Annotated in this window: 14 protein-coding genes, 1 tRNA gene and 1 pseudogene; 8 read left to right on the top strand and 8 right to left on the bottom strand. The window is 37.0% G+C overall.

Features of this window, described 5'->3' with window-relative positions; all coding sequences use genetic code 11:
• Positions 1-173: 173 nt before the first annotated feature.
• Complete coding sequence (locus KTH84_RS11180) at positions 174-962, top strand: protein kinase family protein (RefSeq protein WP_262473150.1); 789 nt, start codon at positions 174-176, stop codon at positions 960-962.
• A 1-nt stretch (position 963) separates the two neighbouring features.
• Positions 964-1,701 (top strand): PP2C family protein-serine/threonine phosphatase, encoded by a 738-nt coding sequence (locus KTH84_RS11175; protein ID WP_262473149.1) that lies wholly within the window; start codon positions 964-966, stop codon positions 1,699-1,701.
• A 99-nt stretch (positions 1,702-1,800) separates the two neighbouring features.
• On the opposite strand, the gene KTH84_RS11170 is transcribed toward KTH84_RS11175, so the two are convergent.
• Positions 1,801-2,349, bottom strand: coding sequence for a TetR/AcrR family transcriptional regulator (locus KTH84_RS11170; protein ID WP_262473148.1), 549 nt, complete (start codon positions 2,347-2,349; stop codon positions 1,801-1,803).
• A 770-nt stretch (positions 2,350-3,119) separates the two neighbouring features.
• Here KTH84_RS11170 and KTH84_RS11165 point away from each other — a divergent pair.
• Positions 3,120-4,022, top strand: a complete 903-nt coding sequence (locus KTH84_RS11165) for a helix-turn-helix domain-containing protein (protein WP_004639845.1) — start codon at positions 3,120-3,122, stop codon at positions 4,020-4,022.
• A 111-nt stretch (positions 4,023-4,133) separates the two neighbouring features.
• Positions 4,134-5,135, top strand: a complete 1,002-nt coding sequence (locus KTH84_RS11160) for an aldo/keto reductase (protein ID WP_262473147.1) — start codon at positions 4,134-4,136, stop codon at positions 5,133-5,135.
• A gap of 46 nt (positions 5,136-5,181) precedes the next feature.
• Here KTH84_RS11160 and KTH84_RS11155 read toward each other — a convergent pair whose 3' ends face one another.
• The 6 genes from KTH84_RS11155 to KTH84_RS11130 form a co-directional block, all read right to left on the bottom strand.
• Positions 5,182-5,574, bottom strand: coding sequence for a hypothetical protein (locus tag KTH84_RS11155; RefSeq protein ID WP_262473146.1), 393 nt, complete (start codon positions 5,572-5,574; stop codon positions 5,182-5,184).
• A gap of 22 nt (positions 5,575-5,596) precedes the next feature.
• Positions 5,597-6,340 carry a hypothetical protein gene (locus tag KTH84_RS11150; protein ID WP_262473145.1) on the bottom strand — a complete coding sequence of 248 codons (744 nt, stop codon included), beginning with the start codon at positions 6,338-6,340 and terminating at the stop codon, positions 5,597-5,599.
• 203 nt (positions 6,341-6,543) lie between these two features.
• Positions 6,544-7,740 carry an acetyl-CoA carboxylase biotin carboxylase subunit family protein gene (locus KTH84_RS11145; protein WP_262473144.1) on the bottom strand — a complete coding sequence of 399 codons (1,197 nt, stop codon included), beginning with the start codon at positions 7,738-7,740 and terminating at the stop codon, positions 6,544-6,546.
• Entirely contained in the window at positions 7,737-8,948 is a 1,212-nt protein-coding gene (locus tag KTH84_RS11140; RefSeq protein WP_262473143.1) for an acetyl-CoA carboxylase biotin carboxylase subunit family protein, read from the bottom strand. Before KTH84_RS11140 ends, KTH84_RS11145 begins: the two co-directional genes overlap by 4 nt.
• Positions 8,949-8,962: 14 nt before the next feature.
• Complete coding sequence (locus KTH84_RS11135; protein ID WP_262473142.1) at positions 8,963-9,853, bottom strand: 2Fe-2S iron-sulfur cluster binding domain-containing protein; 891 nt, start codon at positions 9,851-9,853, stop codon at positions 8,963-8,965.
• A 15-nt stretch (positions 9,854-9,868) separates the two neighbouring features.
• The gene (locus KTH84_RS11130) at positions 9,869-10,549 is read right to left on the bottom strand and encodes a hypothetical protein (RefSeq protein ID WP_003653956.1); all 681 of its coding nucleotides are present in this window, start codon (positions 10,547-10,549) and stop codon (positions 9,869-9,871) included.
• Positions 10,550-10,923: 374 nt separating this feature from the next.
• Between KTH84_RS11130 and KTH84_RS11125 the strand changes: the two genes are divergently transcribed.
• Positions 10,924-11,808: a DMT family transporter gene (locus tag KTH84_RS11125; protein ID WP_133971382.1), complete on the top strand. Its 885-nt coding sequence runs from the start codon at positions 10,924-10,926 to the stop codon at positions 11,806-11,808.
• Positions 11,809-11,819: 11 nt separating this feature from the next.
• Here the strand turns inward: KTH84_RS11125 and KTH84_RS11120 are convergent, their stop codons facing one another.
• Complete coding sequence (locus tag KTH84_RS11120; RefSeq protein ID WP_262473141.1) at positions 11,820-12,731, bottom strand: LysR family transcriptional regulator; 912 nt, start codon at positions 12,729-12,731, stop codon at positions 11,820-11,822.
• A gap of 139 nt (positions 12,732-12,870) precedes the next feature.
• Between KTH84_RS11120 and KTH84_RS11115 the strand changes: the two genes are divergently transcribed.
• The 3 genes and pseudogenes from KTH84_RS11115 (at position 12,871) to KTH84_RS11105 (ending at position 14,652) form a co-directional block, all read left to right on the top strand.
• A complete protein-coding gene (locus KTH84_RS11115; protein WP_262473140.1) occupies positions 12,871-14,115 on the top strand; it encodes an MFS transporter in 1,245 nt (414 codons plus the stop codon).
• 23 nt (positions 14,116-14,138) lie between these two features.
• Positions 14,139-14,465: pseudogene (locus tag KTH84_RS11110) on the top strand (gamma-glutamylcyclotransferase).
• A 111-nt stretch (positions 14,466-14,576) separates the two neighbouring features.
• Positions 14,577-14,652, top strand: a tRNA-Thr gene (locus KTH84_RS11105).
• Positions 14,653-14,835: the final 183 nt, after the last annotated feature.

The raw sequence follows: 14,835 nt of genomic DNA, 5'->3' as shown, positions 1-14,835 counted from the left end.
GATTCTTGCACGAACACTTTCAGAATATACTTTAATTTATAATTTAATGAAGATTCAATCTATACTAAAGTATAATATTGAAACTTTAAAAATTCTTAATTTTTTAACCAAATATTTTAACTTAAGGGTATTATATTTACTCTTTCTAAAATTCTATATACAGGATTTCATTAGTGGATGAGTGCGCAAATTATTTTATAGAAGATCTTGAACGTTTAGGTAGAGGTGGATTTGGTGAGGTTTATAAAGTTAATGTTTATAGCAAATCAAAGAAGAGTGTGAATCAGTATGCTAGAAAATATTTTTCGCCTTCTCCAGAAAACGATAATACCACTGTGCGTGAGATAGCAGATCTACGAGAGAGATTTATTGTTGAAATAAAAACTCAATATACTTTAAATTCAATTGATTACAAATCAATAGCCCCAGTAGTACTTTTTAAAAAAGATATTGAAAGGCCATATTTTATTATGGAGCTTGCTCAGTGTAATTTAAGAAAAGCTATAGAAAATGGCCTAAATGATTATGAAAAAATAAGTGCTATTAGACAGATCTTAAATGGGGTGAAATTAATTCATGATAATAGCTACATACATAGAGATCTAAAACCAGAAAATATTCTGAAATATGACAATGGAAAATATAAAATCTCAGATTTTGGATTAGTAAAAGATTTAAATTCTATACGAGCTGAAATTAAGACTAAATTTAGACCTAATGGTATGGGTAGCGATGGTTACCGAGCACCAGAAATCTCTGATAACGGAACCTTTTCTAAAAAAAGTGATATTTTTGCTTTAGGAAAAATAATTAATGATATCTATAGTGGGGCTGCTCCATTAGCCATTCGAAGCCTCATTACTAAATGTACACAATATTTTGAAGAGGATCGATATTGCACAGTAGATGAGTTACTAATATCGTTCGATAAAGCTTTAGAGTGTATGAGAGAGGCTTCTTAAAATGTATTACATCGTTGAAGTTGGAAGCTTTAGTTTTCCAAAACCTAATAAAGAAGTAAATGAAGACTTTTTACTACACCCAACTTATGATCTAGATTCAAATATCATTTTTGCAATTGCTGATGGAGTAGGTTCTTCAAATAATGCAAATAAAATTTCCGAATGCGCTATTAATGCAATCAATAAGACACTTAAAGCAAAGCAGTTTTCTATGGAAAGTGCTTTTCAAGATGCTAAAGCTGCAATAGATGAGCTATCTTCTATTAATGATGAATATAGTCAGTCAGCAACCACACTTACAGTTGTGCATATTCAAGCAGACAATGTAGTAATTGGGCATGTAGGAGATTGTAGAGCTTATGCGAAGAAAAATAATAAATTACAACAACTAACAAAAGATCATACAAGATATCAAGAGCTATTAGATGAAGGAGAATTAAGTGTTAGGAAACTACAACAACATAAAGAGCGCTTGTCGAGTGTGTTAACTAATGCTTTAACAAAATCCTTTAAATTAAGCTTTGATATTATAAGTATTCCTATCGAAAATTTAATTGAGAATGGATACTTAAATATCTTACTTATGTCTGATGGTGCTTATAATCATTGGCAGAAAAAGGCTAAGTTTTCTGAAAATACAATGAATAGTCCTTCTGCTTTCATAAATAGTTTGCGAAAAAGAATTGAGAAAGATCCATCAGATGACTTTACGTGTTTAAGTGTAAAGGTTAAAACTTAAAATATTTATAAAGGCATTCTTTTTGAGTGCCTTTATATTAAATTAGAATAAATTTCTTTTAGCTACTAAAAGCCCAACTCCCGTCGGGCCTCGCTCCCATCACACCCGACTTAAAAAATAGTCGAGTAATGCATCCCTTTCGTCAGTGTTATTAGTCCCCAAAAGCTGAACCATCGCGCCATCAATCACAAATAAAAACATGTGTGCATCTTCAACTGTAGCAGTCGCTTTAACAGTTAAAAGGAATTTATGAATTTCTTTAATGAACCAGTTTCGGTAGTCAATAACGAGTTTATATGCTGCTGGATAGATCTTTTCAATTTCAAAAATAGCTTTAAACGGTAACCGATAAAAGCCATCTAAGTTCGCATGTAAAAGGTAAATTTTCTTGAGCTTATCGAATGCCATGAGTTCACGGTATGAATAAATAATTGAAAACACCTCATGTTTTAAGGCATCTATTTGAAAAGTTAAGCTCATCTGAATGAGCCTTTCTTTGGAGTGAAAATAGTTATAAAAAGTGGCTTTGGGGATTTTGGCTTCCTCAATAATTCGATCTATCCCGATGTAAAACCCATTTTGATTAAATAAATCTTTTGCCGCGTGGAGCACGCTTAATGCTCTAAATGAAGCTTCTAAATTTGGCATTTTTATACCGTTTAAAATAATTTTTTGTTGTATGTAAAAGAGATAGAAATGCCGTCACTCTTAAATTGAGCGCTAAAAACAGGCACGCAAAAGCTGCACAAAAATGGTGTGCTCGCCTATCTCGGGTTTTATTGTTGCTATGATTTTTTAGTCGTAATGACCTATGGCTTAAAACCTAGAGTCTGTTAAACCTTTTTAAAAACCAGTTGGGTATAGACCTAAAGATTTTGGCAAAGGTTGCCAATGAGAGAGATGAATTAGTACGCATATGACGGATTCCTGTACAAATAAGGATTCTGCCGATCTCTGCTAAAAGATGGTGGCAGAACGAAAGGGGGTTAGCAGACTGGGTACAGAACCAGCACACCCGAAGGTGTCCCCCTCTCGCCCTACCGCAACGTGAGGGAGACGAGTTGAATACACGCAAACTTCTCCCTCAGAAGGAATAAATCTGATGTAATCTGTACCGCGGCCTGCTAAGACCGACTGGCAATGTAGGCCAGCAGGCAAAGGATAATCCGCGAGTTTTGGAGTGTCAATGTGATATTCGCTATTCATTTATAAAGATTATTTTTGTTTTTCATTGGCATAGTGATTTAACAATATATTTTCTTAAAGTTTAGTTTGTCTGATCATTTCATTGTTAATTTATCATTCACTTTCAAAACTGCTTAAATGAACCGATTGATCACGCTTTAAATAAAAGCTACAGTAAATAAAGTTTGAATTTTATAACTTTAAATAAATTGATAACGCATGCAGGCAAAGACATGGAAACCATACATGATTTTTATCGCCGCTTTTCTTTAACCAGAGATAGCGATTACTCGGTTCCATCGACTTCGTTTGGACATTTTAACGTGTTCCAACGTGATGCCTGCTCGTTTCTCACGCCTTACAGTCGCCGCGATTATTATAAAATTTCACTGGTTTTAGGCACAGGTGACCTTCACTACGCCAACCGCTGGATACGAGTCGACCGCCCTGCTTTACTGTTTTCAAACCCGATGGTTCCCTATGCATGGGAAATTAATTCGCCTGAACAAGCTGGCTGGTTTTGTCTATTTACCGAAGAGTTTGTAAACCAAGAGTCTCGACAAAGTTTTTTAAAAGACTCACCGCTGTTTAAAGTCGACGGCGACCCACTATATTTTTTAAACGACCAACAGGTTGATGAAATTTCATTTATTTTCAAAAAGATGATGACTGAAATAAATTCAGACTATATTCATAAATACAACGTTTTAAGAAACTATTTGCACCTGATTGTGCATGAAGCCATGAAAATGCAACCGACCCAACAGTTTGAAAAACATAGTAATGCTGCGGTTCGGATTTGCCATTTATTCTTTGAATTATTAGAACGTCAGTTCCCAATCGACTCACCCCATTTTCAGCTTAAACTCAAAACAGCAAATGACTATGCCTATGGTCTGTCGGTGCATGTAAACCATTTAAACCGAGCTGTAAAAGAAGCCACAGGCAAAACCACGTCTGAACATATTAGCTCACGCATTACTCAAGAAGCCAAAGCGCTATTGCAACACACCAGTTGGAATATTTCCGAAATTGCCTATAGCTTAGGCTTTGAATATTCAGCGTATTTCACCAATTTCTTTAAGAAAAATACCGGATTTTCGCCTAAAAAGTTCCGTGAAGATTGTGTGGCCTAAAAAAGATTGTTTGAATTTTATAATTATTGGTTTGAATGTTATACGTCAGTTTGAGCCAAAGCATTTTATAGTTTTTCTACTCAAGTGATTTTGCAAAAAAGAGTGTGAAAAATGAAATATAGAACTTTAGGACAAACAGGCGAAAAAGTATCAGCACTTGGTTTAGGTTGCATGGGAATGAGCTTTGCCTATGGTGCCTCAGACGACACACAAAGCATTGCAACCCTAGAAAAAGCCTTAGACCTCGGTATTAACTTTTGGGACACCGCCGACATGTACGGCAACGGCGCAAACGAAGTATTGCTCTCAAAAGTTTTAGAAAAACACCGCGACAAAGTGTTTTTGGCGACCAAATTTGGCTTTCGCTATAAAGAAGACAACACCAACCCACAAAACTCATTAGAGTCTTATATCGACGGTTCTCCAGAGTGGATTAAAGTTGCGGTCGAAAACAGTTTAAAACGCTTAAATACAGACGTGATTGATTTGTATTATGCGCACCGCATTGACCCGAATATTCCAGTTGAAGACACCATTGGCGCCATGGCTGACTTGGTCCAACAAGGTAAAGTTCGCTACTTAGGACTCAGTGAAGCGTCGGCTGAAACCATTCGCAAAGCACATGCGATTCACCCGATTGCAGCGGTTCAACATGAATATTCGCTACTCACCCGTGAGTTTGAGCAAACCCATTTGCAAACTATTCGCGAGTTAGGCATTAGCCTTGTGCCATATTCACCGCTATCACGTGGTTTAATTACCAATACACTCGATGTGGGCAACCTAGAAGAAAACGATTTCCGTCGCCAGTTACCACGCTATCAAGGCGATAACTGGAAAAATAACCAAAGCTTAGCGCAAGCATTTAGCGAATTTGCTCAAAGCAAAAACGCGACAGCGGCTCAACTGGCTTTGGCTTGGATTTTGGCGCAAGGTGAAGACATTATCCCAATTCCGGGTACGCGTAAAATCGAGCGACTTGTGGAAAATGCTGGTGCTGTAGACCTTGATTTAACAGCAGCAGATTTGGCAGAAATCGACGCAATTATTGCGAGATACCCAAACATGGGCGCACGCTATAACGCTGAGCAACTTGCTGCGGTCAATCATTAAAATATGAGCTATAAAAAAAGTCCGACTTAGTGTCGGACTTTTTTATTTAGTCTTTGCTATAACTGCCCTGCTGGCGTCCATCGTTCCAAGTTATGTCTAACGATTTTTCAGAAATCGTCAGGCTTTCAGGAAATATACTTAAATTCTTTTTGAATTTAGAGTCTGGTTTTAAACCAATACAGTTGCCATTTTTCCACCATGTCCCTTCGGCATATTGGTCTAAAGCGCCATAAGCTAACATCCATTTAAACTTGCCGTCTGGCTGAAGTAAAAGTTCCGAACCGACTTCCATCACACCATTTAAATAATAGTGTCCACCCCAAGCCTGATCGGCTTTTTGGAATTTCACCTCTTTACATACGCTCGTTGGCTCTGCATAAATCTGAGAAGAAAGCGCAATCGTAGAAAGTAATAACAACCGTGCAAATATATTCATCATTTAATTCCCTATATTTTTAGACTTATTTTCCAGACTCAACTTTTAAATAAGTTCCGTCTGCATACACGTTGTGTCCAAAGCCACAACCCGAGTCACCACTGTCTTGTTTTGCCTGAATGAAGTTTCCTAATTTCGCATTGGTTTTAAAATCGAGCTGAATGCGGCAGTCTTGATCTTTATAGACGATTTGCTTTTTATTGCTCGGCATTTTGGTGTCAAACTCACCCATGTTCGGGCCGTAAATTAAGCTTCTAAGGCCCATATATAAACCAGTATAGCTGATTGCATATTGCCCCTTCTCACGGCTTACCGTGATGTGGTCCCATTCGCCAAAACCTGAGTAACGTACGTATTCACCAGACAAATCATTTGAGGCTTTAGGTGCAGGTAATTGCTTAAGGTTAAATTGGCTCGATTTTGATTTGTCATCGAGCATAAACCACGATCTTGCCCAAAGTGGCTGACCCAATTTGGCATTGGCTAAACCCACGTTATTGTTAGCAACCTCAATATCACGGTCAGTAAATTTAACCGTAGTTTCATCTGCATTGGCTTTACAAAACGCTGTCCAAGAGGCTTGGGTTTGAAAATTTTCTAGGGCTTTTTTATATTGTTTTTGGTCGTAGTTTTTCTTACCTAAACTCGCGTATTGCTTCACTTTATTACAGCTTTGCTGTAGCTCTTGTGCAAAAGAAAACTCTGCATGGGTACCCGACAAAGCCGAAAGTGTCAGAACCGCGCAACCTGAAATAACAGATTTAATCATTTTTAAAATTCTTTAATAATTAACTAATTATATAATATGAGCTAGTTCGATAAATCACAATTCTCTGCAACAAAAGTCCATTACAAGACTTAAAAATCGATGCTTCATCATTCATTGAACAAGCGATATAAAAGACCCGAACATTTTAAGCTCGGGCCTCTTATATTCAGGAATTAATGATAAACACAGCCGTTATTTTTCTTTTAAGCAGGTTCGCTCATGTGAAAATTAGAGTGATGATTTTGACAAATTGCACTTTGTAAAATTTTCATACTACTTTTAATTGCAGCTTCCACCTGTATTTGACTCTCTCCCATAAAATGAATTTTTGCAGGAATATTTTCATAACTAAAATTGTTATGGTCGCCACTTTTTTGAATTAACTGATAAGTAATCGTTTCATTCTCTAATTCTTTAATGCCATTAAATAAAAAGCCAGAACTATAGGGATTCGGCATCATCAGAAAACCAGTGATTTTCGTATTTACTGGCTCTTGTGGAATATTCATTGCCGCCTTAATCCACATTTCATATAAATCGACTGACTCATTACGTAATGTAATGAACGGAATTTCCCCTCCACCGACTCGCCCGCCCACCTCTAAAAAGACCAGCTCACCTTTAGACTCAATAAATTCGAGATGAATCGCCTGATCTTTTAATTTTAAGAATTTACATACGTCTAAAGTAAATCTTTCTACTTTTTGAATGAATTCAGAATTATCAATCGTGACTGAACCTAATGGCGCACCGTTTCTGAAGTCTAAACAGGTATTAATATATTTTGAGACTTTAAAGTAAGGCATTTTATTGTCAGAAATAATCGCATCAACGTGATAGATATCTCCCTCAATAAATTCCTCTACTTCATAGCCTGCATAGGAAGACAAATGCGGAATATCTTGCGACTCACTAATTTTTATTACGCCTTCAGAAGCTGCGCCTACCTGAGGTTTTAAAATAATCGATGAACCACTTTCTAGCAGAAATTTCTCAATGTCTTGGTGTGAAGACACTTCTGCATATTTTGGATAACGGACAGTAGAATGAGCTAAAGCATCCTTCATTTTTTTCTTGTTACGGCACAACAAATTGTCTTCAACCGTTGCACCCACAATATTCAATTCAGTTCGAATGCGAGCGGCTGCATCGAGGTCATATTCCGAGATAGCAATCACGTAATCTATTGGCTTTTTTTCATAGATCTTTACGGCTTCTTTTAATACATCCTCTTCATTTAATCGTTCTAAACCCGCTATGCAATAACAGTTTGAAGAGGTGATATAGCGCATCGTTTCTATTAATGAAATATAAGAGACATGGACAGCATCGTGATCTATATATTTATTAAAGTCAGACAACTCATCGTCATATCTATTGATGATTAATACATGTTTCATATGACTTTCACCTGCTCATGTATATGTGTGACTAAACTACGGATCTTATCTTCACTTTCAGAACGGAGAATGATGTAGCCTAATCGTGAGGTCCAATCATGGTTACACGCGAGTTCATCATCTGCTTCATAGTAGAAGTGATGGTGTACACATTCAGGTGCTTCTAATAATTGGTCTAAGCCACTAAAACCTTTAAAAAGACGGTGGTTGCCTTGCGGAATAAAGGCAATTGCAGAGACCATATTTTTCTCTATTGAAGGTGAATATGGCAGGTCGAGGTATTCGCTCAGTACAGCTTGTGCGAGGTCAAAATTAGTCGCCAGTTTAATTAACTCAACAATATTGTCGCCCGGTAAACGTGCAGCTAACTCAATTGCAATCGCTTTTCCTTGAGGTGTAACTCTCAGTTCTAGGTGAAAAGGCCCGATGTTTAATTCTAAGGTTTGAATGACTTTTGCGGCATAATCAAAAACATGTTCAGAAAATTGGCCGTCATATTTATTACCCACAATATGCCCAATTTCGACAAAGTAAGGTTCTGGGCCTAATAGTTTTTCTGTCAGTGAAGCAAATGTTATTTTTCCATCTGTATGGACAATTCCTTCGACACTATATTCCTTCCCTACAATGTATTCTTCAACAATTAAATCACCACTTGCATAGAAGCCAATATCATTCGGTTTAGATTTCCAGATCGCTTCAACTGTTCTTAATAATTCATCAAGATCAGAGACTTTTTTAACAGACATACTGCCCGCCATATCAACCGGCTTCACTACAGCAGGAAACTTAAACCCTTGAGGTAAGCAGATCTCTTTACCTTGTGAAATCAAGGCATATTTAATATCGCTCAAGCCTGACTTGGTTAGCTTGTCACGAAATTTGAATTTATTTCGAACCGTTTGCGCTGTTGTATATTCAAGAGAGTTTTTAGCAAATGAATTGCCTAGCTGTGCGGCCATAGGTACAGCATATTCAACCCCCGGTAATATCGCTCTTACTGTCTTTAACTCATTAATTTTAGAGAGTTGGCTATGAAAATCACTGGTATCTATTTTTATTATTTCTTTTGCTTTTTGTCGCATTGTTCCATCAATGCTGCACTCTCCTTCGTCAGTAGAAAAAACATATAAATCTATACCTAATTCTTGAGCGGCATTTAAATAAGTGATGCCTGAAGAAATAGGTTCTATAACTACTACAGTCATTGTTACAGTCTCCGTTAGGGACCAAAACTTTCCAACTCACACAGAGGCTGATTTAAAATTTTATTAATTATTGGGGTAGAACCGACACCCACAGTTAACTCGTGAGAGTCCAAATAATTTGAAAAATCAAATCCATTATTCGTCCACGTACAAAACGGGATATTTATAATATTGACCTCAGCTTCAACTTGCTCTCGAAAAACATTGACGCAATGTTGATGATAATGACTTAAAACTGACCGATTAATCGCATAGATATTCACTTTAGAAATAGGATTTTTTCGGATGAGATCCAATCCCCGAGTAAGTGCAGCACCCATGCCACTTCCACCGCTTACAATATTAAGCGTAGATATGGCCTTCTCGTATTCAGGTTCTATATGATTATTCAGGTTATATTCTAATTGGTCACCAATCGCTAGCTTTTGAAATAAGTTAGAAAATATTCCATTTGGTCTTAATTTTATGTGCAAAACAAAAAAATCATAATTTTTCACACCCAGTGAAACCACAGAGTAACTTCGAATTAAAGATTCTGATGGGTGTTTGATATTTACAATTGCTTTAGAACTAAAGAAGGTCCTTTTAATTTTAAATGTGAGCTCAACAATATTTTCAGAAAGAAAACTTCTAGTTATTAATTGAGCCACACTAAAATTATTCACCAATGGTGCGATTTCGACATCGCTCTGAACATAGCTAATACAAGGCAAGAACTCTTTATCTATGGCAACTTGGTTTCCCGATTCATATACGACTCCACCTTTTAGTTTACATCGACAAACTCGGCACACACCTTTTAAACAGCCTTTCATCACCGTGCTATCAGGCACTGCATTGATAAGAGGCTGCTCAGAATCAGCAATGAAAATATGCTCTTTAATGCGAACATTCACCATTGGCATATTCTAATTCCATTGCTATGAAAGGGTTTCAGCACGCACAGCCTGAAAATACTCTCCTACCATCGGAACAAAGCTATTGATATGCTTGATTGCAAGATCAAAGTCTTCTTGTGTTTTAATTACAGAAGAAAGCATATCTGTCATCATGCCGCTATGGTCTTCAGCTTCATCAAATGCAACATGCGAAGCTGCACCCGATACAGCCTGATTCCCCATATGAACACCCGCTTTTTGCGTAATAAAATTATTAAATTTGTCGCCATAATATTCGAGGAACCAGTCCCAAACGACTGCTGGCAATGCACCAAATTTCTCTACACAAAAGTTTAAATACCCCATCAGTTTCCATGTTTCAGGAAATGCATTTTTTGAAATAATCTGATCTGAAGAATATCCATATTTAGTCAAGTCTTGACCAAACATTTCATCGTGTCCAAATTCATCATATAAATAATATGAAAGCTGTTTTGCAGCAGAGATATTATTGATTGCTGCAACGCGTACAGCATTTGCATCTAACTCATTATTCATATGAATGCGAATAACGCACTCTAAAATATGTCGTTTATAATATTTTTCATCGAACCAGTCTTCATTATGAAATTTATGCATAATTTCATCTTTTTTAAACTCGCTATGCATAGCATGATCAACCGCACTTTCTAATTTTTTCAGACTTTCCTGTGAAAAAAACACGTTTTATCTCCGTTATATTTAAATTATTATCCAAGTATTAAATACTTATTTAGCTCGAATTAAGATTGTTATTAATTAAACTTAAAACAAGCAAATATTATGTTTAAATATATTTTATAAAATGTCAACAAAATATTATTTTTTAGAATTTCTAACTAAAAGAAGTATTATTAATCAAAAATAAAAGTAATAAATTCAATTAACAATTAAGCAACAATATTGTTTAAACAAAAAAATTAATTCCAATTAATATTCACCACCAACAAAATTTAAATAACTTACACTTCATGGAAAAGAAGGAATTTAACAGGGCTATATTATTACAAAAAATAATGTAGAATCCTTGTGGCTAAATATATGGAAGTATTATAAAAGTGAATAATTTAATTATCGGAACCCTATTTGCGCTCTGTGCAGCTGCACTCAATGCCTCTATTGGTGTGATTAGTAAATTACTCATGCATAGTGGTTTAAACCCACAAGATATTGCCTTTTTAAAAACCATTATTGCCTTTTTCTTTTTAAGTGTTTTTTTATTTAAAGTCCCTGTTAGCCAAAAGATTGCATACATTAGTAACACTCCGAGCAAGCTCAGTGTTTTTGTACAAATTGCCATATGTGCTTTTTTAGGAATTTTTTCGCTATTCTTTTTTGAAACTATTGCCTACAACCATGGTGCTGCGGCCAATGTGGTCGTGGTATTAATGGCTTCAGCCGCTATTTCAGCTTTATTTTTTGGCAGGTTAGTTTTAAAAGAAAGTATTTATATTCATTCTATTGCTGGAACATTATTAGCTATAGCGGGTATTAGTGTAATTTCATGGAAAGGTGAAAATAGTTTATTAATGCTTATCAATGCCTCTATTGCAGGTATTGGCTATGGTCTATTTTCAGTATTAATCAAAAAATTCAGATTAAACGGCGGAATTTTTCTCACTAAGTATTTATTACTTTTTGGTAGTGTTTATCTTGCCGTGCCCTTTTTAATCAATTTTCATAGCATAAACTTTAGCACTAATATTATTTTAGGTTTAATTGGCTTGGCAGTTCTGCCTACCATTCTTGGATTTTATTGCACCACAAAAGCATTAACATATTTACCCGCGGCAAAAGTCCAAGTGACCGAACTTTCTGAGCCAATTTTTGCAGCACTGATGGCTTGGGTGTTCATTCATGAGCAACCGACCTTATCGTTTTTATATGGCGCGATTTTCATTATTTCAGGCATCTTTTTAATGAACAGAGCACCCAAGTCATAAGTCAGCCAATTTCATTGATATTCGTCTGCGTGGTGGCAAGCCACTTGCACCACACTGGCAAAGTTAATCGCCATTTGTGAAGGGGCATGTTTTTTATAAGCAAGTCCTAAACCCACGGTAGGTACTGGCGCTTGCAAAGAGCGATAAGCTACACCCTGAATTTGCAATTGTTTGGTCGACTCTGGAACCAAAGATACCCCCAAGTTTGCAGACACTAACGATAAAATTGACACAATTTGTGGGGCATTTTGTCCAATTTTAGGTTCAAAGCCACAGCTTTGACAGGCTTGTTTAATCGCATCAAAAAGCCCTGCACTGATTGAAGGTGGCGAGACAATAAAATCAATCTCTCGCAGGGAAGCTAAATCAATTTCTTTTGATGAATCATCTAGTTTAAAAAACTCAGAAGGCAAAGCGGCAATTAAAGGTTCAGCCAATAACTCTTGAATAATTAAGTTATCTGGAACGTGGCGTGGTGATCGAATAATTGCGACATCTAAGCGGTCTTCAAGCAGTAAATCGATGAGTAGCAGTGTATTCGCTTCTTCAAGCTTAAGATTCACTTTAGGATATTGCTGCTGAAAATAGCGAACACATTTAGGAATTAAAGGATTCAACATTGAAGTACCAGTAAAACCTAAGCGCAATTGGCCGACTTCACCATTTGCCACCTGTTTAACTAAGTTCGCTGCATCTTCTACACGCTGCTGTACTGGCTGAATGGCATTAAAAAAGGCAAGCCCAGCTTCGGTCAGTTCCACCCCATGTGGGGAACGAATAAATAAATCTGCACCTAGCTCTTCTTCTAAGTCGCGTATTTGCATACTTAAAGGCGGCTGACTCATATTTAAACGAAGCGCCGCTCTGGTAAAGTTTTTTTCTTCTACTACTGCTAAAAAGTAGCGTATATGTCTTAATTCCATAGCTATATATAAAACATATCATGATCCCTTGTTAAATATATTAGAAAAATACCATCTAAATTGCTAATTTTAATTTATCGAATTTTCTCGATGCAGCACGCCTAAAGGCGCCGTACTCCTTTTATGTCATGGTCATGATATGAGCTCTTCATCTACACCCAGTACCTTAAGCACTGAAGCAACTTCTGTTCTTTCCCGCGAGTGGATTCACAAAGGTACTAAAGCCTATAAGCACGCTGGTTTCGCTTTATTCTTGGTAGGCTTTGCTAGTTTCTCTCTGATTTATTGTGTACAACCACTCTTGCCTGCGTTTAGCCAAAGCTTCCAGATTAGCCCTGCAAGCAGTTCTTTAGCCTTGTCTTTAACGACTGCCTTTTTAGCGATTTCAATTGTCCTATCGAGCGCTTTTTCACAAGCGATTGGCCGCCGTGGTGTGATCTTCAGCTCAATGCTGTGTGCAGCTATTCTTAATATTGTGGCTATGTTTACACCTAACTGGCACAGTTTACTGATAGCGCGAGCACTAGAGGGTCTGTTACTCGGTGGAGTACCCGCCGTCACCATGGCTTGGATTGCTGAAGAAATCGCACCTGAACACCTCGGTAAAACCATGGGTTTATATATTGCAGGTACAGCCTTTGGTGGAATGATGGGCCGTGTTGGCATGGGCGTTTTGATTGAATATTTTTCTTGGCGCACTGCTTTAGGCTTACTTGGGGCAATCTGTTTTATTTGCTCGATTGCCTTTTTGAATTTACTTCCTGCTTCGCGTAATTTCGTCCAGAAAAAAGGTTTGAATTTAGATTTTCACATGCAAATGTGGCGTACCCATTTAAGTAATTTCAAATTGCTACGTCTGTTTGCCATTGGATTCTTGCTAACCAGTGTGTTTGTCACTTTGTTTAACTACGCTACTTTCCGTTTAAGTGGAGCGCCTTATTCACTGAGTCAAACGCAAATTAGCCTTATTTTCTTGTCGTATAGCTTCGGTATGGTGTCTTCCTCATTAGCAGGTGGTCTAGCCGACCGCTTCGGTAAAAAAACCATGATGATGAGTGGCTTTGCCTTAATGATTGTGGGCAGCCTCATGACGCTGCTCACCTCCCTTTTCGGCATTATTATTGGTATTGCGTTTATTACAACGGGTTTCTTCATTACCCACTCACTCACAAGCAGCTCAGTAGGTGCTGAAAGCAAACAAGCCAAAGCCCACGCCAGTTCGCTGTATTTACTTTTTTACTATATGGGTTCGAGCATTGTTGGCTCGGCAGGTGGCTGGTTCTGGTTACACGGCGGATGGAGCGCGATTGTAGGTTTAACCGTTGTACTTTCATTACTTGGAATATTTTTAGCGGTTTATACCTCACACGCAAAAGCTCATTAATTTTTAATTTAAATGAACCTCATATGTCGAGTTTATTTGTTTATGGCACTTTAGGTCCGGACCGACCTAACGCTCATATCCTTGAAAATATTGGTGGACAATGGGCAGAAGGCTGAGTAAATGGAACCTTGCGTAACGAAGGTTGGGGCGCAGATTTGGGTTATCCGGGAATTGTGCTTGATAATAGTGCTAATCAAGTTCAAGGTTTTATTTTTAACTCGGAATACGTAGATTCGAATTGGAAATTGCTTGATGATTTTGAAGGTGAAGAATATGAAAGAGTACCTTTGCAAGTCACTTTAAATAGTGGTGAACGTGTTGATTCTTTTATTTATGTGTTGAAGCCTTAAGTAATTTCTAAAGCTTAAGCGTACAAGCATTTAAAAATTGATAGAAAAAATTTAAATGCTCATTTTTTGGCTTGTATTTTTTTTAAGAAACTGTAAAATTCACTCCACGTTGCCGGCATAGCTCAGTTGGTAGAGCAACTGACTTGTAATCAGTAGGTCCACAGTTCGAATCCGTGTGCCGGCACCATCATTGAACCTCATGAATATTTGATTTATGGGGTTTTTTGTTACCTATAAATTTTGCAATACTCAAAAATTTATAGTTATTACCAAAAGAATAAAGTGCAGATCTATTGCCCTAAACCCCTCAAACTACTTTTCATAGTTCTGCAATTCAGCAACCATTTCTTTTTCTGCCGCTTTAATTTTA

Origin of the sequence: Acinetobacter sp. WU_MDCI_Abxb74 (assembly GCF_025513915.1) — a bacterium.
In the GTDB taxonomy this organism is placed as follows: domain Bacteria; phylum Pseudomonadota; class Gammaproteobacteria; order Pseudomonadales; family Moraxellaceae; genus Acinetobacter; species Acinetobacter calcoaceticus_C.
The sequence above is the reverse complement of the archived record's forward strand: the minus strand, read 5'-3'. Positions and strand labels throughout refer to the sequence as shown.